15 protein-coding genes are annotated in these 23,567 nt (G+C 61.2%); 6 read left to right on the top strand and 9 right to left on the bottom strand.

The features are described from left to right. Positions 1-102 precede the first annotated feature (102 nt). Positions 103-3,240 (top strand): transglycosylase domain-containing protein, encoded by a 3,138-nt coding sequence (locus KVQ74_RS23225; protein WP_217833714.1) that lies wholly within the window; start codon positions 103-105, stop codon positions 3,238-3,240. A gap of 228 nt (positions 3,241-3,468) precedes the next feature. Then, positions 3,469-8,445, top strand: a complete 4,977-nt coding sequence (locus KVQ74_RS23220; RefSeq protein WP_225930142.1) for an NEL-type E3 ubiquitin ligase domain-containing protein — start codon at positions 3,469-3,471, stop codon at positions 8,443-8,445. A 104-nt stretch (positions 8,446-8,549) separates the two neighbouring features. On the opposite strand, the gene KVQ74_RS23215 is transcribed toward KVQ74_RS23220, so the two are convergent. From KVQ74_RS23215 to KVQ74_RS23185, 7 genes are all read right to left on the bottom strand, one after another. After that, the gene (locus KVQ74_RS23215) at positions 8,550-9,761 is read right to left on the bottom strand and encodes a hypothetical protein (RefSeq protein ID WP_318837871.1); all 1,212 of its coding nucleotides are present in this window, start codon (positions 9,759-9,761) and stop codon (positions 8,550-8,552) included. Between the two features lie 61 nt (positions 9,762-9,822). Further along, positions 9,823-10,326 (bottom strand): CS1 type fimbrial major subunit, encoded by a 504-nt coding sequence (locus KVQ74_RS23210; RefSeq protein ID WP_217833711.1) that lies wholly within the window; start codon positions 10,324-10,326, stop codon positions 9,823-9,825. A 101-nt stretch (positions 10,327-10,427) separates the two neighbouring features. Then, entirely contained in the window at positions 10,428-10,928 is a 501-nt protein-coding gene (locus KVQ74_RS23205; RefSeq protein WP_217833710.1) for a CS1 type fimbrial major subunit, read from the bottom strand. A 24-nt stretch (positions 10,929-10,952) separates the two neighbouring features. After that, positions 10,953-11,696, bottom strand: coding sequence for a molecular chaperone (locus KVQ74_RS23200; protein WP_217833709.1), 744 nt, complete (start codon positions 11,694-11,696; stop codon positions 10,953-10,955). A gap of 44 nt (positions 11,697-11,740) precedes the next feature. Then, positions 11,741-12,973 (bottom strand): hypothetical protein, encoded by a 1,233-nt coding sequence (locus KVQ74_RS23195; protein ID WP_217833708.1) that lies wholly within the window; start codon positions 12,971-12,973, stop codon positions 11,741-11,743. Between the two features lie 3 nt (positions 12,974-12,976). After that, entirely contained in the window at positions 12,977-15,499 is a 2,523-nt protein-coding gene (locus KVQ74_RS23190; RefSeq protein ID WP_217833707.1) for a CS1-pili formation C-terminal domain-containing protein, read from the bottom strand. A gap of 102 nt (positions 15,500-15,601) precedes the next feature. Beyond that, entirely contained in the window at positions 15,602-16,093 is a 492-nt protein-coding gene (locus KVQ74_RS23185; RefSeq protein WP_217833706.1) for a CS1 type fimbrial major subunit, read from the bottom strand. Positions 16,094-16,609: 516 nt separating this feature from the next. Between KVQ74_RS23185 and KVQ74_RS23180 the strand changes: the two genes are divergently transcribed. Both KVQ74_RS23180 and KVQ74_RS23175 read left to right on the top strand, forming a co-directional pair. Next, entirely contained in the window at positions 16,610-17,188 is a 579-nt protein-coding gene (locus tag KVQ74_RS23180; RefSeq protein WP_217833705.1) for a PadR family transcriptional regulator, read from the top strand. Next, complete coding sequence (locus tag KVQ74_RS23175; RefSeq protein WP_217833704.1) at positions 17,185-17,970, top strand: siderophore-interacting protein; 786 nt, start codon at positions 17,185-17,187, stop codon at positions 17,968-17,970. The genes KVQ74_RS23180 and KVQ74_RS23175 overlap by 4 nt, the downstream gene beginning before the upstream one ends. Before the next feature lie 59 nt (positions 17,971-18,029). Here the strand turns inward: KVQ74_RS23175 and KVQ74_RS23170 are convergent, their stop codons facing one another. Both KVQ74_RS23170 and KVQ74_RS23165 read right to left on the bottom strand, forming a co-directional pair. Further along, positions 18,030-18,668: a Pr6Pr family membrane protein gene (locus tag KVQ74_RS23170; RefSeq protein ID WP_217833703.1), complete on the bottom strand. Its 639-nt coding sequence runs from the start codon at positions 18,666-18,668 to the stop codon at positions 18,030-18,032. A 1-nt stretch (position 18,669) separates the two neighbouring features. Next, positions 18,670-18,900 (bottom strand): VF530 family protein, encoded by a 231-nt coding sequence (locus KVQ74_RS23165; RefSeq protein ID WP_065258699.1) that lies wholly within the window; start codon positions 18,898-18,900, stop codon positions 18,670-18,672. A gap of 301 nt (positions 18,901-19,201) precedes the next feature. Here KVQ74_RS23165 and KVQ74_RS23160 point away from each other — a divergent pair, with 301 nt between their 5' ends. Both KVQ74_RS23160 and KVQ74_RS23155 read left to right on the top strand, forming a co-directional pair. Further along, the gene (locus KVQ74_RS23160; protein WP_217833702.1) at positions 19,202-20,563 is read left to right on the top strand and encodes a carbohydrate porin; all 1,362 of its coding nucleotides are present in this window, start codon (positions 19,202-19,204) and stop codon (positions 20,561-20,563) included. A 148-nt stretch (positions 20,564-20,711) separates the two neighbouring features. Then, positions 20,712-23,123 carry a glucose/quinate/shikimate family membrane-bound PQQ-dependent dehydrogenase gene (locus KVQ74_RS23155; protein ID WP_217833701.1) on the top strand — a complete coding sequence of 804 codons (2,412 nt, stop codon included), beginning with the start codon at positions 20,712-20,714 and terminating at the stop codon, positions 23,121-23,123. Positions 23,124-23,567: the final 444 nt, after the last annotated feature.

Raw genomic sequence — 23,567 nt, 5'->3', positions numbered from 1 at the left:
GATCCCTGTCGCCCACCGTCCTTCACAATTTTTTCACCAGCGCCAACCACCGACTAAGCTTCAGACAAGTCCGATCAATCTGCGTGAATGGATCAATCGACTATGGGCGCTTTGTGGCAAACCGATTCGAGTAAAACCGTGGTTCCGACTGAACGTGTGGATGAAGCGCCTATACCTGAAAAACCCCGTCGTAACCGGCATGGGTGGAAGGCTTTCTGGCTGTTGTTGTTGATCATTGCGATTGTGGTGGGACTGGCAGCGGCCAAGGAGATGCGCACCTCGCGCTTTCAGTCGCGGCAGGTCAGCCAGTACGCGGCGTCGTTGAAATACGAGTTGCAACCGGGGCCGAGCGAAGCGATCCGCTATCCGGGCAACGGGCCGTTCGACCTGCGCCTGGGCTACAGCTCGCTGGATGAGTTCCTGCCGCGACTGCTCAAACGCAATTACGTGATCACCGAGCAGACCCGCTTCTCCGCCGCCCTGCTCGGCTACACCGACAAGGGCCTGTTCGTGCCCTATTCCGAGAAAATCCAGGCCGGGCTGTCGATCACCGACTGCCGTGCCGCGCCGCTGTATCAGTACCAATATCCGCAACAGCTGTATTCGAGTTTCGCGGCGATTCCGCCGGTGGTGGTAAACAGCCTGTTGTTCATCGAGAACCGTTTCCTGCTCGACCCGAAACAACCGCTCGCCAACCCGGCGGTGGACTGGCCGCGCTTTGGCATGGCCGCGTGGTCGCAGGTCGCCAAGCTGCTGCATCTGCCGGGGCAATCGGCGGGCGGCAGTACGCTGGCGACGCAACTGGAAAAATACCGCCACTCGCCGGATGGTCTGACGGTGTCCGGAGCCGAGAAGATCCGCCAGATGATTTCCGCCAGCGTGCGCGCCTATCAGGCCGGGCCGCAAACCCTGGTGGCGCGGCAGAACATCATTCGCGACTACCTCAACAGCGTGCCGTTGTCGGCCGTGCCCGGCCATGGCGAAGTGCATGGCATGGCCGAAGGCTTGCGGGTCTGGTACGGCGCCGACTTCAACCAGGCCAACGAAAAACTCGCAAGCAGCGCCACCGATCCGCAGACCATGGCCGCCAAGGGCCTGGCCCTGCGCGAAATGCTCTCGCTGATGATCGCCCAGCGCCGCCCTTCACATTACCTGACCAAGGGCCACGACGAACTGGCCGACCTTACCGACAGCCACCTGCGCCTGCTCAAGCAGAACGGGGTGATCGACAGCGCCCTGGCCGATGCCGCGCTTGCCAGCAAAGTCAGTTACCGCGACTGGCAGACCCAACCGACCATCCAGCCGATCGAAACCAACAAGGGCATCAGCGTCGCCCGCAGTCGCCTGGCCTCGATGCTCAACCGGCCGCTGTACGACCTCGACCGCCTCGACCTCTCGGCCACCAGCACCCTGCAAGGGCAATTGCAGACCGAGGCCACCGCTTACCTGAAGAAACTCGCCGACCCGGCCTACGCCGCCGAAATCGGCCTGCTCGGCGAACGCCTGCTGACGCCGACCAGCACCACCCAGGTGCGCTACAGCTTCACCCTGTTCGAGCTGACCCCGGACGGCTCGCGAGTGCGGGTGCAGACCGACAGCACCGACCAGCCGTTCGACATCAACGAGGGCAGCAAGCTCGAACTCGGCTCCACGGCCAAGATGCGCGTGCTGACCACTTACTTGCAGATCATCTCCGAACTGCACGACAAGTACGCCGGCATGTCCGTGCCGGAACTGAAAAAAGTCGATGTGCCGGATCAGGACCGCCTGAGCCAGTGGGTCATCGACTATCTGGTGCAGAACAAGGATCGCGACCTGTCGAAGATGCTCGGCGCCGCCCTTGACCGCAAATACTCGGCCAGCCCCGGCGAGGCGTTTTTCACCGGTGGCGGTCTGCATGTGTTCCACAACTTTCGCAAGGAAGACAACGGCCGCATGCCGACCCTGCGCGATGCCCTGCGCGAATCGATCAACCTGCCGTTCATTCGCCTGATGCGCGACCTGGTGCGCTACACCACCTACTCCGGCCCCAACAACAGCGCCGAACTGCTCAAGGACGACCGCGACCCACGGCGCCAGGAATACCTGGCGAATTTCGCCGACCGCGAAGGCACCTCGTTCCTGCTCAAGTTCTGGAAGAAGTACAAGAACAAGGACACCCAGGCGCGCCTGGAAACCTTCCTCGACAGCATGCGCCCGACGCCGATCCGCATGGCCGCCGTGCATCGCTACCTGCTGCCAAACGCCAGTCAGGAAGACTTCAACAGCTTCGTGCGCTCGCACCTCAAGGGCACCAAGCTCACCGAAAAGCTCACCGACGAACGCCTGGAACGGCTCTACCTGGCCTACGGTCCCGGCACCTACGATTTGCCGGACCAGGGCTTCATCGCCAAGGTTCACCCGCTGGACCTGTGGATGATCGGCTACCTGCTCAACCACCCCGACGCGACCTTCAGCCAGATCGTCAAGGCCAGCGAATTCGAGCGCCAGGAAGTCTACAGCTGGCTGTTCAAGAGCAAGCACAAGGGCGCACGGGACAGCCGGATCCGCACCATGCTGGAGATCGAGGCATTCCTTGAGATCCATCAGCGCTGGCAGAAAGTCGGCTACCCGTTCGATCATCTGGTGCCATCGCTGGCGACCGCCATCGGCAGTTCCGGCGACCGTCCGGCAGCCCTGGCCGAGCTGATCGGCACCATCCTCAACGACGGCGTGCGCATGCCGACCCTGCGCATCGACAGCCTGCATTTTGCAGCGGATACGCCGTATGAAACGCGGCTGGTCAACGACCCGCACGTCGGCAAACGGGTGATGCCGTCGGAAGTCGCCACGGCGATGCGCGAAGCGTTGTCGCAAGTGGTGGACGCCGGTACGGCCAAACGTGTTGCCGGCAGTTTCAAACTGGCCGACGGCACGCCACTGGCGATGGGTGGCAAGACCGGCACCGGCGACAACCGCATCGAGGCCATCGGCTCCGGCGGGCGGATTCTCAGTTCCAAGTCGATCAACCGGACCGCGACCTTCGTGTTCTACATCGGCGACAGCCACTTCGGCACGCTCACCGCCTACGTCCCCGGTCGCTCGGCGGAAAACTTCAAATTCACCTCGGCCCTGCCGGTGCAGGTACTCAAGGGCATGGCGCCGATTCTCAACAACTACCTGCAACCGGGCAGCCATTCACAATGCACCCCGCCACAGGCACCGACCGTGGCTTCGGCAAGTCACTCGACACTTGAATGAATCAACAACAGGGGCGGTATCTATTTATTTTATGCATTTCAATATTCAATCATTGATTCAGAAGGAGCGCTGTTCGGCAGCAGACTTTTAAACTAATCATTCAAGACCTTGAACGTTAGTCTGGCGATTCCAGACTTACTCAAGGTTTTAACAATGACCGCAACATCCGAAAACAAAGGGCAACATTACGATTTAATTAAATCGCATATCCATCCGGTATTCGCTGATATGCAACTGCACCGCAGCGAAGCGCTGCGCAACGCCTCGCACAAGCGTGAACGCTGGATGATCAAGGCCCCCAAGAAAGCACTGAACCGGATATCCGATGCCAACCTGAAAGCCTGGGACACACAGAACAAAACCGACCGATTGCTCGACCGTGTAAAAAATGCTTATGCCTTTGCCGAACCGTTGTTAAAGGCAAAACTGCGCGAACTGGTGGATATCGAAGTTGATGTAAAGAACACTTACTTGAGACTGTATGTACCGCAAGGTACGCCTTGGTGGGTCATACACGTTGCGAAAGGTTATTCGATTCGAAAAGTCTCATTACTGGATGCCGCCCTGCACAACTTTTCCGAAGATGAAACATTCACCGATGAATCCGCCTTCCTGTTGAAAACCGATCCTTATCGCGACCTCTACGACCTCTCGCCCCTGGATAAAAAAATCACCATCCGCCAGTTTCAGAAACTCTGCCGGGAACTGGACCTGGGGGCGCAGTTCAAGGCTCACCTTGAAAGCTACCTGCTCAACCCGGAGCCGGTCGCCCAGTCCTACCTGCGAGTGCGCGTGCAGCAGAGCCAGCAGGCCGCACTCAAGGCCGCGGCGCACATGGCGCTGGTTCGACATGACATCACTCGCGAAGCCCACCGGCTGATCGGCGAACTGCTGCGGGGCCGGCTCGACCTGAAATTCCACGGTCAGACCATGCTGCTCTGTGACCTGGGCATGATGGACCTGAACCTCACCGGCATTCTGATCATCCAGCCGGCGCCATACCGTGAAGAGGTTTCGCGAAAGATGCTGGCATGGGTGCCGCACGATCCGGATCACCCGCTCAAGGAGTATGACTCCACGATCGACTTCATGAACGAGCTGACCCGCCAGTTACGGGAAAACAAGACTTCGCCGGCCACGGGCGTCAGTTATCGGCAGTTCTTCAGCCAGTTCGTCGATCACGGGCAGCGCGGACACTTTTTTGCCGACCTCGAACAGCGCCTGACCTTTATCAAGTGGTATCCAAAGGAGCCGGGCGATTCACGTCCGTCGTGGCGCGAAACCCCGGTGGACAATCCGCGCCTGCAATTCAGTGCGACACCGATCCGGGAGCCGCTGTGGCGCTATCGCTACCATCAGCAACTCAACAAGATTCTCAATGACGGCCGAATGATCGCGGTCTCCACCGCCGATGCCGACAGCAATGCGCGCTGGGCCTGGTGGGAGAACTTCAAGAAAATCGCCTCGGACATTTTCAACGTGGCGTTGCTGGTGGTCTCTCCGTTCGTTCCAGTGCTGGGTCAACTGATGATGGCCTACACCGCCTATCAACTGGCCAGTGACGTGATCGAAGGCATCGTGGATTTGGCCGAGGGCCTGTGGTCCGAGGCGACGGATCATTTGCTCGGGGTGGTCAACGACGTCATTCAGTTCGCCCTTATCGGCGTCGGCGGTCAACTGGCCAGTGAGTTTGCCCTGAAGCTTTCACCCTTGGTCGAGAACATGAAAGCGGTGCCCTCGGCTGATGGCAAAACCCGCTTGTGGCATCCCGACCTCGCCCCTTACAACCAGCCAGAACTGGCCGTGCCCAGCGAATCGAAGCCCGATGCCAAGGGCCTGCATCAGCATGCCGGCAAGACGGTTCTGCCGCTGGACGACAACCATTACGCGGTCAAGGTCAATCCGCGCAGCGGCGAGCACCGCATCGAACACCCCACGCGCAAGGACGCCTACTCACCGCGACTGCGCCACAACGGCCAGGGCGCCTGGAGCCACGAAGCGGAAACCCCGGAAAACTGGCAAGGCCCGACCCTCATGCGCCGCCTGGGCCACGCGGTCGACGGCTACAGCGACAGCGAGCTGGAAAAAATTCGCAGCATCAGTGGCACGTCCGAGGATGCGCTGCGCCGCATGCATGTGCAGAACGACCCGCCACCACCGCTGTTGGCCGACACCCTGACCCGCTTCAAAACCCTGGACGAAGCGAAAGATGTCGGCCGCCGGATTCGCACCGGGCAGCCGCTCCCCCCGGAGGCTCACTGGTTCGACCGAACGGTGCCGGACATGCCGGGCTGGCCCGCCGACAAGGCGCTGAAAATCTGCGAACACAATGACCTCACTGGCGCCTCTCGGGTGTACGGCAACCCCCATGCCAGCGACAGTCAGACGCTGTCTATCGGCATTGGTGACGTGATGGACAACAAACTCCCGGAACGCCTCGTGGCGTTTCTCGATGACGCCGACATGCAGTCGCTGCTCGGCAGCGAGTACCCGAAGGAACAGCGGGCGCAGGCCTTGCGCGACCGGCTCGCGCACATCGCGAACAGCCGCACCGCTGACATCTTCGACTATCAGTACCGGTTCAAGAACCGCTCCCATGATGCCGAGGCCACCCTGCTCCAGCAGCAGTACCCGCCACTGCCGGCACCGCTTGCCGAAACCCTGGTCGAGCAGGCCAGCGCCGACGAACACAAGGTCATGGACGAAGAGCAACGCATTCCCCTGCGCCTGAAAAACCAGGCGCGGGAGATCGCTTTCGAGGTAATGACCACCCGCGCCAACGAAGGCTTGTATGAGCCGGAACTGCTGACCGCCGACACCGAACGCCTGGCCCTCAATGCCCTGAAGTTTCACACCGACACCTACGAAAACCTGCGCATCGAGTTACGCAACGGCCACCCTGCCGGTGAGCTGCGCAGCAGCGCCGGAGGTACGGACGCCGCGACCGTACGGGTGCTGGTTCGCGATCGACAGGGGCGTTATGCCGTGTTCGACGGCGAAAGCAAACAACTGCACGGGGCCACTGATTTTTATGAAGCCTTGCTCTGGGCCATGCCCGAGGAAAAACGCGCCGCACTGGGCTATCGCAGCGGGCAAGGGCAAATGTTCAGGCAATGGATCAGGGTCAAGACCGATCTGCCGGCCGAACGCCGGACGCTGTTGGCGGAAAAGCCGATCCGCCCGGTTGTGCCCAGACAGATCGAGCTGCTGGTGCGTGGCGCCAACCAGTCCCGCGAGCCGCAAACGGTGGAGGATAAAGTCAGAAACCTGTATCCGCATTTCACCGACGCCGAGGTCGAGCGGTTCTGCCGTTCGCTGGACGCCACCGGCGATGCGCATGGAAAAATCGACCAGCTGAAGACCGAATACGACCGTTTGCAGGACATCCTCGAGAACTGGCGCCAGGAAAACCTGGCGGGCTGGGACCCGGCGGGTCCCGAAGCAGTGCCCAACTCTTACATCACCTATGAACGCAAGGGCGGACGTTTTCTCGCCAGGCAACTGCTGGAATGTTTCAGTCGCGCATCCGACGTGTTCGGCGAACGCAACAGAAGCCTTGAGAGCGGCTACGCACTGAATCTGTCCACGGATGGCGTGCCCCATAATCTCCAGCATTGGTGGAACCAGATGCCGGAAGCCCTCAAGCCTTACCTCGAACAGATCACCTCATTGAATCTCGATGGCCAGATTTTTTCGCCCAAGCCCGAAGGGCTGTTGAAAGACTTCCATCACCTGCGCCAGTTCAGCGCCAGAAACTGCGGCCTCAAGGCCTTGCCGGAGAGCGTTGGCAAGATGTATCGACTGGAAGACTTGCGGCTGAACAACAACCCGATGCCGTTGACGCCTGCCACAGCGCGACAAGTGAGCAATCTCACGCATCTGCAAACCCTGCGCCTGGATAACACGCCGCTGGACACCGTGCCTTACATCGGACGGATGCCGAGGCTGCGGATTCTGAGCCTGAGAAACACCGGCATCGACAGTTGGCCGCCGGGGCTGTTCGACAAACCCCGGCCCCGTGAGTTTTATCTGAGCCTGGGCGGCAATCAGATCAAATACATACCCGAGGTGCGACCCGGCTCCGACGATGCACGCCTGATTGCCCGTACCCTTCTCTATCCAGACTGGATGACGGCGTCGACCCGCTCGGCCTACGAACGATACCGACAGTCAGTCGGCATGCACCCCTACCCGGTCTATTCGACGGCAGCCGCCGACCTGCTCGAACGCTGGCCGGTCCACACCGATACCACGACCCTTGATGAAACCCCCGGGGTGGGTGCTTACCGACCCGAAGCCTGGCACGACCTGGCCAGCGAATCCGAGTCCGAGGGTTTCTTCAAGGTCTTGCAGAACCTGACTCAATCCGCCGACTACCTGCAGGGCGGCGATGCCAACGATCAACTGACCGAACGCGTCTGGCGAATGGTCGAGGCGGCGGATATCGACGACGCGTTGCGTGAAAAGCTGTTCATCATGTCCACCGAACCCGAGGGCTGCGAAGACGCCGGGGCGCAGTTGTTCAACAACATGGGCATCCACGTGCTGGAGTCCGAAGCCCGTATGTTTTCCCGAACGCCTGCGGAACTGGAAAGCAAAATGGTCACCCTAGCCAAAGGCAAGGCACGCCTGAGCAAAGTCGGCGAAATCGCCCAGGCCGATATCGCCAAACGCGGTGGCAATCCCGATGAAGTCGAAGTGCATCTGGCCTACGAGACCGGACTGGCCAAACGCCTGGAATTGCCGTGGCAATCCGAAGCGATGAAGTTTCAGCAAGTCAGCGGCGTCAACGAAGAGACCATCGAAAAGGCCTACGCCAAGATCCTTGCCGAAGAACGAGGCAATGGCCTGGTCGACCAGATGCTCGAACAGAAATTCTGGAGGGACTATCTGGAGGAAACCCACCCTGGGGAAATGCGCGCCAACACCGATGCCTGCCTGGAGAAGATCGATCTGCTGGTGGAGTTGCAGACCGCCCAGGCGCAGTGGGTCGAGGCGGCCGACCTGCCCTACGCCGAACGCGCGTTGCGCCGACAGAAAGTCGCCGAGATCGCGCACAAGTTATCCATCCCGGATGACGTGGTGTTCACCCCGCAGAAAATGTCCGAGGAAACCATCGCCCGGTTGAATGCAGACATCGGCGAACAGGAAAAGCAACTCGCCCGCCGACTGACCCGCGAGGCCATGGAGCGCGCCGGGATCTGAAGCCCTGGAACATATCGCTTTTGTGGGAGTGGGCTTGCCCACGAAAAGGCCCGCACAGTCCCTGTGCAGGCCCACCACTATCGCGGTCTAGCCCTCCCACCGGGCTAGACCTCCGAATCCCAGATCACCGTGACCTTGCCGGCAAAGCGCTTCGCCTTGTCGGGTTCGATCATGTTTTCCATGTAATGGCTCGGCACTTCGAAGTGCAGCACGCCCGGCGCGCGGTCGACGTACAGCGCCGGTTGAAACACCGCGTCGGTCGAGGTTTCCGTCAAGCGTCGTTTCTGCACCGGTTGGCCTTTGTCGTCAGTGATGCTCAGGGGCAGGCTGACGCTCATGTTGACCTGGGGAAAAATGCTGCCGGATTGCGCATCCCGCAAACTGCATCCGCCGATGCCCGCATGCTCACATTCGATGGACATGCGAAACCGCGAAGAGGTGGAGATGTTGAACGTCTGGTCACGGAACAACCGCTCGGGCCGGCGACCGCTCTGCAGCCAGGCCTGCCAGCCGCCCTGGGGTATCAGCTCGACTTTGTTGCCACCCGGCGGCAGGTCGACCTTGAGCACATGCTGGACATCCAGCACGAAACGGAAGGTCACCTCGGCGCTGTCCGGCAGCATGTTGTCGCCGGTGTCGATGTCCATGCCCGGCCCGATGCTGTAGCGCAACTCGCCGACGTACAGCCCGGACGACATCTGCAACGGGTCCGGCGTACGCAGCTCGTAACCGACATCCAGATACCCGTACGACATCCACGGAATAGTGAATGCCGCCTGCCTGGCACAGGTGCCGACGTCCTGGGCTCGCCAGAAAAACCGGTAGAACTCCGGCCCGTAGGAGAACATTGCCGCCCCTTTGCAGGGCGGTGTCACGAACCACCAGGACCGGCCCCCCCACAGCGCTTCATGAGCGCGCTCGTCATTGGACTCACCCGTCAGATTGACCGCCGTGTCACTCAACACGTACTGCGAACCGAACCCGCCTATGCGCATCTCGACCGTGGCCGCCTCACCGGTGAACACATGGGAAACCACCAGGCTGCGCCACTGCGCGGGCATGCTGAACATCGCCCCGTTGCGCTCCGGGGAGCCGGGCACGATCGCCTGCACCGAGGCGAAACGCAGGGGCAACCGCACCCCCGACAACGGCTTGCAGTCATTGGGGAACGTCGCGCAATAACCACTCGGCGGCGTCTGATTGATGAACGTATTGATCTGCGGATTAGCCGGATCAGGCACATACACCGCGCGGATTTCCTGAGTCACGCCATGGGCCATGGCTGATAACAACCAGACACACGCACCGACCCACACTCTTGCTCTCTTGCATCCTGAAACCATTACCCGCTCCTTGCTTGAACAGCGCTGCAGGCAATCAGCCCGTCGGGGCCGCGACATTGAAAATGATGTTGACGCTGCCGTAGTAATCCCCCGGCTTATAACCTTCGACATGCGGCCTCGGTTCGATTTGCAGCAACACGCGCTTGCCCGCCACCGCTTCCTCGCGCGAAACCACCTGGCGCGGAGTCGGGTTGTGGCTCAGCTCCACCCCGTTGAAGGTGACCCGCAGACTGATGTCGTCCCGCGAGTCCTGGCCGCTGGACAGAATGGCGAAGCTTTCCAGGCGCGCTTCGATGGCGCTGCTGTCGGTGCGCACATCGAAGTTCTTGCGCAGGCTGCCCAGGGTCGAGGTCGCGAGATTCCAGGGCAACGCCTGCTGGAGGTGAATCCAGTCCGACTCGCTCGGTATCACATAGAATTCCAGGGTCGGAATGTCTACCGAGACTTCAAAGACGTGTTTCTCCTGCGCCGCTAACGCCGATTCCGCCAGGGGCGGCGACACGCCCACGGAGACGGCAATGACCGCTTGCTTGATCATGTCACTTCCTTTTTGCATCGATAAAAAAACCGCCTCCCTGGCGGTTTTGTGGATGGGCGGCGACCGCGATCGCTCCTTCCTCGATCAATGGCCGACGCCGTTCATTCCCCCGGTGCCCGGGCGTTGAACAGCATCAGCACGTTGCCGCTGTATTCGCCGGGGCGATAGCCACCGACCGGTGTGATCGGGTCGATTTCCAGTGCCACGCGCTTGCCCGCAGCCGCTTCTTCCTTGCTCAGCACCTGGCGAAACGCCGGTTGGTCGCTGAGTTCGATGCCGTTGAAGCGCACTCGCAGCCCGATGATTTCTCCCGGCCTGCCGGTGGCCAGATGCGGCGGCGTTTCCAGGCGTGCTTCGATGGCGCTGGTGTCGTGGCGCACATCGAAATTCCTGCTGAAACTGCCCAGGGTCGAATCCGGGTAGTTCCACAGCAAATGCTGCGGGCGATGGATCCAGTCAGGCTCGGACGGAATGATGTAGAACGGCCGGCTGGGGACGGTCACCGAAACCTCGAAGTTCAGCGTTTCCCGCGCTGCCCACGTGGTGCCGACCATCAGCCCCGTCATTGCCGCCATCACGGCGGCGACCCATTGTTTGTTCATGTTCGTTCCCTGTTGCATGAAGGGTCAGCGGCTCACGACCTTGAGATCCTGCCTGCGCTCGCCTTCGACCAGTTTGAAGCGGTACTCGCGGCCCTGCTCCTTGTCGAAGCCGAACGTGCGCCCGGCCAGTACGTGGTGTTTGACGGTGGCGCCACAGTCGGTTTCATCGGTCAGCGAACAGCTCTTGAATTCGTCGACCACCAGCACGGTGTTGCCGTTGTTTTTCACTTCATAACGGCTCGCGCTGTCGTTGATCTGCGTGTCGTAGCGCGCGTTGAGCGGACGGACGAAGAACACCGTGCCGAACCCGGTCATCACGTTGACCCCGGCCGACAAGGTCTTCTTGTAGTTCTCGCGCTCCTCGCTGGAGACCACGAAGTCGTCTTCCTTTTCCGGCACCACCGGCACGAACCGCACGCGGAAATAGCGCTCGCGCTCACGCTCGCCCATGTACAACAGGCGCGTGCCCTGCATGCCTTCGGCCGGGATGATCAGCCGCGCCGGGCTGGCCATCAGGCCGTTGCGCGAGGTGCCGTCGGCCGAGGCCTCGACCGGAATTTCCTTCGGCGTGCCATCGGCCTCGTAGACGATTTCCAGCACATTGACCTTGACGAACGCGGTGCTGTCGCCGCTGTTGAAGACCCGTTTCAGGTAGGTGCTCTTGCTGCCGTCGAGGTAGTCGTACACCGTGCCGACATTGATCTGCGGCCCGGCGTGGGCAGTCGTGCAGACCCCGGCGAACAGCCACAGCAAACTCAGACGCTTCATCGTCTTTGATCCTCTGAAAAATGAAATTGAGCAGGCACGGAGCGTCAAACCTCCGAGTCCCAGATGATGGTGGCGTTGCCGCGCATCGTGCCGTTCAGGCCGGGCCTGAGCATGAAGTCGATGTCCCAGCTTTCCATGTAGAAGCGCAGGATGCCGGGCTTGCGATCGACATAGCGCATCGGCTCGAAAGGTCCGGTCCACAGGTTGTTGTAGAGCGGAAAAGCGTAGCTGCTGGGGTAGTTGTTGCCTGGCATGACAATGCCGTCGGGCAGAATCATCCTGATCGCAAACCGCGAGTGCCCGGCACTGCCGCCCATGTCGCAAAGCGTAGCTCCCGTACCTGCTGCGCTGCATTGCAACATCACCTTGAAACGCGTCGACGAGGAGATGAAGAACTGTTGGTCGCGGTAGATATACGTCGGTTTTTTCCCGTCATTGATCCAGCGTTGCCACCCACCCTCGGGCTCCATCTGCACCTTGTCCCCCCCCGGCGGCAGCTCGACCTTGAGGGTGTGTTGCACGTCGAGCACGAAGTCCAGGGTGATGTTGCTGTCATTGGGGATCATCATCGAACCCATCTGAAAATCACCCGAGGGGCCGACGGTGTAAGTCAGCGAACCGGTGTACAAGCCCGAGGACATGCCCAGCGGATTGGGTGTGCGCAACTCGTAGGCGAAATCCAGGGAATCGAAGGCCATTGTCGGTATCCGGTAGGCGGCGACCTTCGTACATGAATCCTCCACGGGCGCCTTCCAGAAGAATCGGTAGGTCTCCGGTGAGTAAAACCCGACACCGCTGTAGCTGCACGGCGCAGGCGCGTAGACCCAACTGCTGTTGGTCCACAGTTTCTGATGACCTTCCAGTATGTTCGTCACGCCCACCAGGCTGGCAGCCGACTGACTGAGGACATATCGCGAGCCGACGCCGATGATCCGCACCTCGACCGTTTCGGATTCCCCGGTTACCTGATTGGTGACCGTCAATTGCCGCCAGTTGGCCGGAACCTTCAAGGCAATCGAATCACCGGGTCTGCCCGGATCGATAGGCCCGGCTGACTCGAAGCGAATCGGCAACTGGATACTGAACATGTTGTTGTCGGTGCACTGACTGGGATCGATCGTGCAATAACCACTGTTCGGCGTCTTGTTGACGAACACGTTCTTGTTCGGCTGCGACGAATCGGGCTGGAACAACGCCCGGATTTCCTGGTTTGCCGCCTCGGCCGAGGTCATGCCCAGCGCAGCCAGCAGGCCCAGGCCACTGATCAAATTGTTCATGGCTCAACCCGCCTTCTGTTCAGTGAGTGTCGCGTCGGCGAGGGTGTCCGGCGTGCAGCGCAAGTCGCCGATCATCAACACGTTGTTTTCGCTGGGATGACGATCCGCATCGAGGCGGAACTGACACAGCAGACGGTTTTCCCGGCGCACTTCCAGCGTCGGCGAACCGGCGTTCATTTCCATCGAGAAGAACCCGTCGACTTCGGTGACCCCGCGACTGGCGTGGTTGATCACGTGATGGCCCTTGAGCGGCCGGCCCTGTTCATCCACCAGACGACCGAGCACGGTGAGGGTCTTCATCACGCGGATCTTGCGGTAATCCACACCGCCCTTGTTCAGGTGGTAGCGGGCGCGCGCCGGGGCGATGGTCGCAGCCGGCACATGGTTGCCTTCGAAGTCGAAACTCACCGAGCTGTTCTGGTACGCCGTCAGCGGGATGAAATTGCGCCCCGGCTTCAACGCCGCACCGCCGCCACTGAGGTCGTCGGCACGCAGAACCACGTCGTCAATGTCCGATTCCACGTCGACGATCATGCCGGCGCCGCGCATTTCGTATTCGCTGGTCATCAGCATTTTCTGTGCGCCGATCACCAGCGTGCTGTCGAGGTTCAGGCCGCCGGTGAAGTTGTTGTTATAGGACGAACGCTGGATGAAACCGTCGCCATTGACCCTGTCGGTGCGGAAATTGGCCAGGCTCGACAGACCGACGCCGTAGGTATCGCTGAGGGCGGTCACCGAGACGTTTTGCAGAACGTGATCCTTGAAATCCTGGCGCCAGCCGAGGGAGGCGTTGTTGTCGCGGCCACCGTCACGGTCGGTGCGCGAACCGAGGCTGCCGGTCAGTTGCTGACCCGGCGCGCCGATCGCCAGGTTCAGGCTCAGATCGACGCCGCGATTGCGATCATCGCCACTGCTGAAACTGCCCGGCCGGTCGAACAGCGACAGGCGCCAGTTCGCGTCATTGCCGAACAGCACCGCGCGCCGGCTCCAGCCCAGATCGACGCCGACCCCTTCGACGTTGCCTTCGCTGTGGGAGACCCGCGCGTTCAGGGCATTGCGCTGGTCGACCCGATGATTGAGCGACAGTGAGGAATTGCTGGTCTGGCCGATGAATACGTTGCGCTGCCGCACGCGGGTGCCGTCCGGCAGGGTTTCGTACAGGTCGGTGGTGTCCAGCCAGCTGCGGGTGTGGCTGAGGATCAGGCTGCCGGAACCGTAGTTGTACAGGCTCTGCAAATCCAGGCCGGTGCCGTAATCCCGGGTCTGGTACACGTTGGCGTACAGGCTCAATCGGTCGGCGACGGTCCAGTCGATGGACGTGCCATATTGCAGCGCTTCACGCACCTGGCGTGCCGAGAGCCCGAGGATCACCCGTGGATGCGCCAGGTAGTTGATCGACGCACCGGCCGTGGTGCTGCCACTGGCCTGGCGATCCCAGTTGCTCAGCAGTTTGCTTTCCTCGCCGGCAAACAGGTTGTAGCGCCAGCGTTCGTCGAGGTTGCGCCAGTTGTTCGGCTTGTAGACCAGCTCCTGGGTGCTGGACGTGATCTGGCCGTCCTCGAGCAGCCGCACTTCCACTTCATAAATGCCGCCGGGCAGCGGCCGGGTATCGAGGGTCTGCAAACCGGCCGGCACCGACTGGGTGTTGATCAGCAGGCCATCGCGGTAGATCTCCACCGAACCCTGACGGTTGGCGGTGACATAGATCGGATAGACGCTGGGCATCGCGTTGTTGATGGCCAGGCTGTCGGAGCTGCCGTACATCACACCGACCGCCGTGTCCGGGCTGGTGCCGAACGTGCGCGGCTGCCGGGTCAGGCCTTCGGAATTGGGGGTGAAATAGCCCAGGCGAAAGAAACTGCCTTGCAGTTCGCGCTGGGTGTAAAGCTCGTGCACGGCGTGGTACAGCTGGTCGTCCGGACCGCCCATGCGCGCGACCTGCATGTTGAACGTCTGGCTCCAGTTGCCCAGGCTGCCGCTGGCTTCCAGGCCAAACCGCCCGCCCAGATCCTGGCCTTCGCCACCGTTGAGGTTGAGCTGGTTGCGCACCATCAGGCCACTGCTGCCGGCTTCTGGCTGCTCGTAATAACGCCGGGCCTCGAGATCGCGCTCGGCGTCGCGGGTGAGGATCGAAACCAGCGAACTTTCCAGGTTGTAATGCACCGCCAGCACGTTGTCCGGGCAAGACCCGGTGCAATCGCCAAGCGCTACGCCGGGCTTGAGGTAACTGGCCCATCTCTCCCGCTCGGCCGGGCCGTAGCGGTTCTCGCTGGTGTCGGTGAATTCGAGCAGGGTGATGCGGTCATCGCGCGACAGCACGACCAGGGCTTCGCCCAGAGGTTGCTGGTCGAGCTCGATGCGCACCGCCAGGGGAACATCGAAGAAATGCTCCTCGAAATCTGCCGGCAGGCCCTTGGCCTGCGCCAGCAGGCTGCGAGGCGTCGTACCCAAGGAAGCAGGTGCCGCCGCCGCGCTGGCACAAAACAGCAACGCAAGCGCAACCGCGATGGGTGTCATCGGGAACATGAACTCTTACTCTGATTTTGAACAAGTTGAAGTCCGGCGGAACAGACCAGCTGAGGTGTTCCGCCGGGAAACGCTACTTGGCAGTCAGCGCAGATCGACCGATCAAGGCTGAACCACAGGTGGCACAGCGTCGAAGGTCATGGCGACCACACCGGTGTAATCACCCGGCAGGTAGTTGCTGCCGTTGGCGCTGATCTTGATCGGTGCGCGGAAGTTCACGTCGGACTCCGACTCACCTACAACCAGTTGCGGAGTCTGGTTCAGTTCCTTGTTGTTGAACTCCACTTTCAGGGCAATGGTCTGGTTGCCGTAAATCAGTTGCGGAACACTTTCCAGGCTGGCGTGGACCGAACCGCTGTTGTTGCGCACATCGAAGAAGCCGTTGACTTCGCGCATCTTGCCGGTGCTTGGCTGGTAGCTCATGTCCTGGTCTTTGTTGACCAGATCCGAATCGGTCGGAACGACATAGAAACCGTTGGTCGGCACGTGGGCGACCAGGCTGATCGAATGACGGGCTTCACCGGCGGCGAAGGCCACGGAAGAACTCAGAGCCAGGACAGCCAGGGGCGCAGCGAAAGCAATTTTCTTGAACATCGGTCAGTACCTTGTTTTCTTTTAAGGGGGTCAGATGCGAGGAAGTTCAAAACAACTCAGGTCGAAAGGGCGAGTGGTGTTGAACTTCCAACGCCGAGGCATGATCGACTGTTCTCTCCGGAATGTAAGCAGGCAACTTCCCACAGTCTCGTAGTTCATCAACCTTATGACCAGCAAGAAAAAATACCAAACATTCAATATTCAAAACTTCAACTGTAAGTTATTCCCTACATACAGTTTCAGGTAAAAAACCATACAGCCACTCAAACTATCAAGGCCGGGGATATTGGCACTTTATAGAACATATACTCAACTTTATAGAGTCACAGCTTTAACTTTCAGGTCACTGTTTTTGACCACGAATTTATTTAGTGCAAGTGCGTCGGACATTCGACAAACAGGCTTTTCTCTGGGGAAAACCACTCGTCGGCACCTCCGGAATCGGAGGAAAAAGGGCTTGCCTGCCTTTCAAGATATATCTTAAGTTGTATCTAAACGCGACGAGAGAAGACAGAAATGAGAGACCATCATTCCCCCCATCACCCCCACGGCGACGGCCGTGACGGCTTCGAAAGACGTCCCGGACGCGAACGCGGCGGCCGTGGCCCCAGGGTTTTCGCCCCCGGTGATTTGAAATTGCTTCTGCTGGCGCTGATCGCCGAGCAGCCGTGCCACGGCTACGACCTGATCCGCCAGATCGAAGGCCTGTTCGACGGCGCCTACAGCCCGAGTCCCGGCGTGATCTACCCGACCCTGACGTTTCTGGAAGAAAGCGAATTGATCAGCGGCGACGCCGAAGGTGGCAAGAAACGCTACGCGGTGACCGAGGCCGGACGTGTGTTCCTGAGCGAACAGGCCGTCGCCCTCGATGGCGTGCGCATGCGCATCGAAGTCAGCAAGCGCTCGTTGCGCGGCCACGATCGACCGCCGGAAATCCACGAAGCGGTGCACAACCTGCGCCACGCCCTGCAAATGCACCACGGGCGCTGGAGCCCGGACGAAATCAAACGGGTGGCGGCCCTGCTCAACGACACCGCCAAAGCCATCGTCGACGGCCCCGCCGTTGGAACAACCGTATCGGAGAACGCCGAATGAGCGCAGTCGATAACCTCACCATTCACCGCGTGATGCATGAAATCAAACGTCGCCGCCTGCAAGTGCTGCGCGTGGTCGACCTGACCCCGCGCATGCGCCGCATCACCCTCGGCGGCCCGGAACTGGCCGGTTTCATCAGCCTGGGCACCGACGATCACGTCAAACTGCTGTTTCCGCAGAATGCCGAACAAGCCGCCGCGCTGGAAAACCTGGTACTGGGTGCCGGCAAGAACGACGGGCCGATGCCCGAAATGCGCGACTACACCCCACGCCGCTATGACCTCGACAAGCTTGAGCTAGAGATCGACTTCGTCCTGCACGGCGACGGCCCTGCCTCGACCTGGGCCGAACAGGCGCAACCGGGGCAGTTCCTGCACATCGGCGGGCCGCGCGGTTCGATGATCGTGCCGGACATTTTCGACAGCTACCTGCTGATCGGCGACGAAACCGCGCTCCCCGCCATCGCCCGCCGCCTCGAAGGCCTGGCGGCCAATCGCAAGGCGCTGGTGGTGATCGAAGTGGAAAACGGTCGCGAGCAGCAGGCGCTGGAAAGCGCGGCGCAGGTCAATGTGATCTGGGTACTGCGCGAAGGCGGCAAGGACAACCTGCTGACCACCGTGAAGCAGCTGCAGGTGCCCAAGGGCAATCTGTATGCGTGGGTGGCAACGGAAACCAAAGTCTCACGGCAGATCCGCCGGGTGCTGCTCGACGAGCATGGGCTGGATGAGCAGTTCGTGAAGGCCGTGGGTTACTGGCGCGCCGAGGGTTCCGAAGAGGAGTGACGGGCGCCTTCCCTTGTGGGAGCCGGGCTTGCCCGCTCCCACAAAGCCCACAGACAGCTTCAGTTGCGCCTTCCCCGCCAGCGGTCAATGCCGATCACCCCCAAACCGATCCCCACGAACCCCGCCAAAATCCCCGCCGCATTGATGAACACCTGTGGATAACCCAGCAGCGCCACATCAATGAACGGATAGGCGTAGGCCCCCAGCAGATGCCCGCGCAACAGCGCATAGGCGAAGTACACCAGCGGATAGATCAGCCACAGCGGCAGATGCGTCAGACGCAACGTCCCCTTCGGCACGCACAACCACCAGTAACCGAGGAACAGCAGCGGCATGATGTCGTGAAGCAATTCGTCGGCAATGAACTGCCAGCCCTGGGGATGCCAGAGATGGCGCAGCAAAATGTTGTAGGCCAGGCCGACCAGGGCGATGCTCACCGCGATCGCACTGCTCACCGACGGCTGCAGAAACCAGCGGCGCGCGGCGGATTCGCGCTCGGTGACCGCGCAGGTCAGCACCACCGCCACCAGGGTGTTGGTCAGGACCGTGAAGTAGCTGAAGAAACTCACCAGGCCGCCCAGCAGACTGGCGCCGACACTCAGGCGGGCGAAAAAAATCAGATACAACTGAATGCTCAGGCCGGCCCAGCCGAGCACGGCCGTCAGCGCGATCAAGCGGCGCCGCAGCACGGCGTCCATCTCAGAGCGGACGCTTGGTGCGCATCAGCTTGACGTACAGCCGCTCGACCTTCTCCCGTGCCCATGGCGTCTTGCGCAAAAAGGTCAGGCTCGACTTGATGGTCGGATCGCTCTTGAAGCAACGAATGTCGATACGTTCGGCCAGCCCCGACCATTCGTAGTGGGTCACCAGCGCATTGAGGATTTGCTCGAGGGTCACGCCGTGCAGTGGATCGGGGTTGTGTTCGTTCATGCCGGGCCTTTGGGCGAATTGAAAATGCGAAAGCCGCGCACCTTAGCCGAGGGGGTGTTCGGGTGGAAGGCCTTCCTTCAAATGTAGGCCAACCGCGAAAGATCGCAGCCGGTGACGCCCCCGGCAATGTGCCGTTTTGCCGCACTGTTACCGAATCCGAAAGAATTCATGTCAGCAAAAGACCTTTGTCTTTTTGTAACAGACCATTATCCTGCGGCCCTCCTGCTGAATCGCTTCACTGTCTGCGTCAAATCGTAGCGCTCAGCGCATTCCCCAAAAAAAGATCAAGAAAGACCTCTTCATGCCCGATTTTCCGTTTCTCCGAGACAGCGCTGTCTCAACCCTGCGCCTGATCGGCGGCTGCACCGCCCTCGGCCTCGCCACCTGCACCCAGGCCGCTGCGGCCTTCGACAGCGATTCACCGTACATGCTCGGTGACTGGAATGGCGCCCGCAGCGAACTCTCGGAAAAAGGCATCGACTTCAAGCTCGATTACGTCGGCGAAATGGGCAGCAACCTGCACGGCGGCTACGACCATGACCGCACGGCGCGCTACAGCGATCAGTTCGGCCTCGGCACGCATCTGGATCTGCAAAAACTGCTGGGCTGGGACGACGCCGAATTCCAGCTGACCGTGACCAAGCGCAGCGGCAACAACATCAGCAACGACCGCATCAACGACCCGCGCGTCGGTGGCTTCACCTCGGCCCAGGAAGTCTGGGGTCGCGGCCAGACCACCCGTCTGACGCAGATGTGGTATCAGCAGAAATTCTTCGACCAGAAACTCGACATCAAGGTCGGCCGCTTCGGCGAAGGCGAGGACTTCAACAGCTTCCCCTGCGACTTCCAGAACCTGGCGTTCTGCGGCTCGCAGGTCGGCAACTGGGTCGGCGGCATCTGGTACAACTGGCCGGTCAGCCAGTGGGCGCTGCGGGTCAAATATCACCTGACGCCGGAGTTGTACGCGCAGGTCGGCGCCTATGAGCAGAACCCGTCGAACCTCGATCGCGGCAACGGCTTCAAGCTCAGCGGCAGCGGCACCCAGGGCGCGATCCTCCCGGTGGAACTGGTGTGGACACCGAAGCTCAACGGCCTGCCGGGCGAGTACCGCGCCGGTTACTACTACAGCAACGCCAAAGCCACCGACGCCTACAAGGATCGCAACGGCCAGCCGGCCGCCCTCACTGGCGAGGCCTACCGCAGCGCGTCGAGCAAACATGGCGTGTGGCTGGGCCTCCAGCAGCAAGTCACCAGCGTTGCCAGCGACAACAGTCGCGGCTTGAGCCTGTTCGCCAACGGCACGATGCACGACAAGAAGACCAACGCGATCGACAACTACGTGCAGGCCGGCCTCGTCTACAAAGGCCTGTTCGACGCCCGCGCCAGGGACGACATCGGTTTTGCCCTGGCCCGCGTCCACGTCAACCCGGCCTACCGCAAGAACGCCGAAGCGACCAACCAGGCCCGCGCCGTCTACGACTACGACGATCCATCGTTCCTGCCGCCGCAGGACACCGAATACAGCGCCGAGCTCTATTACGGCGTACACGTCACCAACTGGCTGACCGTGCGCCCGAACCTGCAGTACATCCGCCACCCCGGTGGCGTGGACAAGGTCGATGACGCGCTGATCGGCGGGCTCAAGATCCAGTCCTCGTTCTAAAGCACAACTGAAAACCCATGTGGGAGCGAGCTCCCACAAATGAAATTCGATAGCTACACAAGTTTTTATCTGAACCATGCCCGCGCCCGATCGTCATCTAAAGTGACTACAGCGCGGGACTACTTGAAACGTCACGGAGAACCACACTATGAGCACCGAAAGTGCTTCGAGTCGAGGCCGTCTGCTACCGAGCCTGCTCGGCATTCTGCTTCTACTGATGGGCCTGGCCATGCTGGCCGGGGGAATCAAGCTGAGCACGCTCGGCGGCTCGCTGTACTACCTGCTGGCCGGTATCGGCATCGCGCTGACCGGCATCCTGTTGCTGATGCGTCGCCGCGCAGCACTGGGCCTGTACGCCATCGTGCTGTTTGCCAGCACCGTATGGGCACTGTGGGAAGTCGGTCTGGACTGGTGGCAACTGGTGCCACGTCTGGCACTTTGGTTTGTCCTCGGCTTCGTGATGCTGCTGCCGTGGTTCCGTCGCCCGCTGCTGCTCAACGGTCCTGCACCGCTGGGCTCCGGCGGCCTGACCGTGGCCGTGATTCTGGCCGGCGTCACCGCCCTGGCCAGCCTGTTCACCCACCCGGGCGAAATCTTCGGTGAACTGGGTCGCGACACCGCCGACACCACCAGCACCGCCCCGCAAATGCCGGACGGCGACTGGCAGGCCTACGGCCGCACCGAGTTCGGTGACCGCTACTCGCCGCTCAAGCAGATCACCCCGGCCAACGTCGGCACACTGCAAGAGGCCTGGCGCATCCAGACCGGCGACCTGCCGACCGCTGATGATCCGGTGGAGCTGACCAACGAAAACACCCCGCTGAAAGCCAACGGCATGCTTTACGCCTGCACCGCTCACAGCAAGGTGCTGGCGCTGGACCCGGACACCGGCAAGGAACTGTGGCGCTTCGACCCGCAGATCAAGAGCCCGGTCGGCTTCAAGGGCTTCGCCCACATGACCTGCCGTGGCGTGTCGTACTACGACGAAGCGGCCTACGCCAAGTCTGAAAACGCCGCCTCGGCGGTCATCTCCGAAGCTGGCAAAGCGGTGGCCCAGGCCTGCCCGCGTCGCCTCTACCTGCCGACCGCCGACGCCCGCCTGATCGCGCTGAACGCCGACACCGGCAAGATCTGCGAAGGCTTCGGCAACAACGGTGTGGTCGACCTGACCCAAGGCATCGGCCCGTTCACCGCCGGTGGCTACTACTCCACGTCGCCAGCGGCGATCACCCGTGATCTGGTGATCATGGGCGGCCACGTCACCGACAACGAGTCGACCAACGAGCCATCGGGCGTGATTCGTGCCTACGATGTACGCGACGGTCACCTGGTGTGGAACTGGGACAGCAACAACCCGGACGCCACCGAACCTCTGGCTCCCGGCAAGATCTACAGCCGCAACTCGGCGAACATGTGGTCGCTGGCCAGCGTCGACGAAAAACTCGGCATGGTGTACCTGCCACTGGGCAACCAGACCCCTGACCAGTGGGGCGCCGACCGCACCCCGGGCGCCGAGAAATTCAGCGCCGGCGTCGTTGCCCTCGACTTGGGCACCGGCAAGGTCCGCTGGAACTACCAGTTCACCCACCACGACCTGTGGGACATGGACGTCGGCAGCCAGCCAACCCTGCTCGACATGAAAACCGCCGACGGTGTGAAACCGGCCCTGATCGCCCCGACCAAGCAGGGCAGCCTGTACGTCCTCGACCGTCGCGACGGCACACCGATCATTCCGATCAAGGAAATCCCGGTTCCGCAAGGCGCCGTGAAAGGTGATCACACCGCCCCGACCCAGGCCCGTTCGGACCTCAACCTGCTGGCTCCGGAACTGACCGAAAAAGCCATGTGGGGCGCCAGCCCGTTCGACCAGATGCTGTGCCGTATCCAGTTCAAGGAACTGCGCTACGAAGGCCAGTACACCCCGCCATCGGAACAGGGCAGCCTGATCTATCCGGGTAACGTCGGTGTCTTCAACTGGGGCGGCGTATCGGTCGACCCGGTTCGCCAGATGCTGTTCACCAGCCCGAACTACATGGCTTTCGTCTCGAAAATGGTGCCACGCGCCCAAGTCGCCGCCGACAGCAAGCGCGAGAGCGAAACCGCCGGCGTGCAACCGAACACCGGCGCGCCTTACGCGGTGATCATGCACCCGTTCATGTCGCCCTTCGGCGTACCGTGCCAGGCCCCGGCCTGGGGCTACGTCGCCGGCATCGACCTGACCACCGGCAAAGTCGTGTGGAAACGCAAGAACGGCACCAGCCGCGACAGCTCGCCAATCCCGATCGGCATGAACCTGGGCGTACCAAGCATGGGCGGCTCGATCGTCACCGCCGGCGGCGTCGGCTTCCTCAGCGGCACCCTGGACCAGTACCTGCGCGCCTATGACGTCAACAGCGGCAAGGAACTGTGGAAAGCGCGCCTGCCTGCGGGCGGTCAAGCGACCCCAATGACCTACACCGGCAAGGACGGCAAGCAATACGTCCTGCTGGTGGTCGGCGGCCACGGCTCGCTGGGCACCAAAATGGGCGACTACGTGATTGCCTACAAACTGTCCGAATAAGCATTAGCGACCGTTGAAGAAGGCGACGCCCTGTGAGGGGTGTCGCCTTTTTTGTGGGTTACGTTCAAGGTTTATGCGCGGGATGATTGGGCTTTGCTGGACTTGAGGACCCTGCCCTCTCCCTCTCCCAGGAGGAGAGGGGACTGACCACAGCGGCAGTAAAGAATATGTACCCCCACCAAAACCCGGCCGGCCCGAAGGCCGCCTCCACGGGCAAGCCCACTCCCACAAAAGCAAAAGCAAAAGCCAAAGCCAAAGCCAAAGCCGTCCACACCCGCTTCCCACCACTCAACACAATGAGCGTTAGCTCGAGTACCGCTCTTGATCTTGCCGTGCCGGCCCCTTCGGCAGGCTGAGTGGAGGGATTCATCCGGGGGTAGGCGCGCAGCGCCGTTCGACGAAGTCGAACACATCGAGAGGAGGTGCAGCGCAGCAAACCGTAGG

Origin of the sequence: Pseudomonas botevensis (assembly GCF_019145475.1) — a bacterium.
Lineage (GTDB): Bacteria > Pseudomonadota > Gammaproteobacteria > Pseudomonadales > Pseudomonadaceae > Aquipseudomonas > Aquipseudomonas botevensis.
Note: the sequence above shows the minus strand (reverse complement) of the source record. Positions and strands in the feature narration are given on the sequence as shown.

Coding starts and splice junctions, on each gene's coding strand:
- KVQ74_RS23220 (WP_225930142.1), top strand. CDS start 3,469: ATGCAACTGCACCGCAGCGAAGCGCTGCGCAACGCCTCGCACAAGCGT.
- KVQ74_RS23190 (WP_217833707.1), bottom strand. CDS start 15,499: ATGTTCCCGATGACACCCATCGCGGTTGCGCTTGCGTTGCTGTTTTGT.
- KVQ74_RS23170 (WP_217833703.1), bottom strand. CDS start 18,668: ATGGACGCCGTGCTGCGGCGCCGCTTGATCGCGCTGACGGCCGTGCTC.
- KVQ74_RS23225 (WP_217833714.1), top strand. CDS start 103: ATGGGCGCTTTGTGGCAAACCGATTCGAGTAAAACCGTGGTTCCGACT.
- KVQ74_RS23165 (WP_065258699.1), bottom strand. CDS start 18,900: ATGAACGAACACAACCCCGATCCACTGCACGGCGTGACCCTCGAGCAA.
- KVQ74_RS23185 (WP_217833706.1), bottom strand. CDS start 16,093: ATGTTCAAGAAAATTGCTTTCGCTGCGCCCCTGGCTGTCCTGGCTCTG.
- KVQ74_RS23175 (WP_217833704.1), top strand. CDS start 17,185: ATGAGCGCAGTCGATAACCTCACCATTCACCGCGTGATGCATGAAATC.
- KVQ74_RS23155 (WP_217833701.1), top strand. CDS start 20,712: ATGAGCACCGAAAGTGCTTCGAGTCGAGGCCGTCTGCTACCGAGCCTG.
- KVQ74_RS23160 (WP_217833702.1), top strand. CDS start 19,202: ATGCCCGATTTTCCGTTTCTCCGAGACAGCGCTGTCTCAACCCTGCGC.
- KVQ74_RS23210 (WP_217833711.1), bottom strand. CDS start 10,326: ATGATCAAGCAAGCGGTCATTGCCGTCTCCGTGGGCGTGTCGCCGCCC.
- KVQ74_RS23200 (WP_217833709.1), bottom strand. CDS start 11,696: ATGAAGCGTCTGAGTTTGCTGTGGCTGTTCGCCGGGGTCTGCACGACT.
- KVQ74_RS23205 (WP_217833710.1), bottom strand. CDS start 10,928: ATGAACAAACAATGGGTCGCCGCCGTGATGGCGGCAATGACGGGGCTG.
- KVQ74_RS23180 (WP_217833705.1), top strand. CDS start 16,610: ATGAGAGACCATCATTCCCCCCATCACCCCCACGGCGACGGCCGTGAC.
- KVQ74_RS23195 (WP_217833708.1), bottom strand. CDS start 12,973: ATGAACAATTTGATCAGTGGCCTGGGCCTGCTGGCTGCGCTGGGCATG.